The organism is Acinetobacter lwoffii, from assembly GCF_024129735.1.
Lineage (GTDB): Bacteria > Pseudomonadota > Gammaproteobacteria > Pseudomonadales > Moraxellaceae > Acinetobacter > Acinetobacter lwoffii_H.
Genome location: NZ_JAMXXK010000118.1, coordinates 1 through 764 on the forward strand (window position 1 = coordinate 1; position 764 = coordinate 764).

Here is a 764-nt window from a genome sequence, read left to right on the forward strand (position 1 = left end):
AAAAAATAGCGAAGTAGTAAAATCAAATCGCCAAACCCAATTTTACTATTCGCTATGCCTCGTACCATGCTGACAGATCAACACTGGCAAAAGTTGAAAGTTATTCTGCGTAATTTATCCATTCACCACAACTCAAATTTACGCAATTTTATTGAAGCTATTCTCTATAGAATTAGAACAGGCTGTCCGTGGCGAGATATTCCTTCTTGTTTTGGTCATTCAAACTCTATTTTCAAACGTTTTAATCGTTGGTCAAGCAGCGGTAAGTTACTTAGATTATTCAAATTACTAGCCTCATGCCCCGATATGGAGTGGATTTTTATTGATGGCTCTCATGTACGTGCTCATCAACATTCTGCCGGCATAGCGAATCAATCTATTTCTAAAAGTGTAGGAGGAAACTCCTCAAAAATACATTTGATTGTTGATGCACATGGCAATCCTATTGATTTCATGATTACCGATGGAACCACACATGATGTTAAAGTTGCACCTGATTTAATATCAACATTAGATTTAAAAGAGACAAAAGTGGTATGTGCAGATAAAGGCTATGATTCAGAACCACTGCGTGAACAGATCAGGAAAACAGGGACTAAAGCGAATATACCAAAGAAAACAAATAGCCAATCGAACAATGACCATATGGACTGGTATTTATATAAAATCAGGCATTTAGTTGAAAATATGTTTTGTAGATTAAAGCAATTTAGAGGAATAGCTACTCGATATGACAAGCTCAAAAGAAATTATCAAAGTTCTGT

1 protein-coding gene is annotated in these 764 nt (G+C 35.6%); it reads left to right on the forward strand.

The window, feature by feature from the left end:
* Positions 1-54 precede the first annotated feature (54 nt).
* The coding region (locus tag NI469_RS15720) for an IS5-like element ISAba31 family transposase (protein ID WP_253175662.1) at positions 55-764 on the forward strand (710 nt) is incomplete at its 3' end.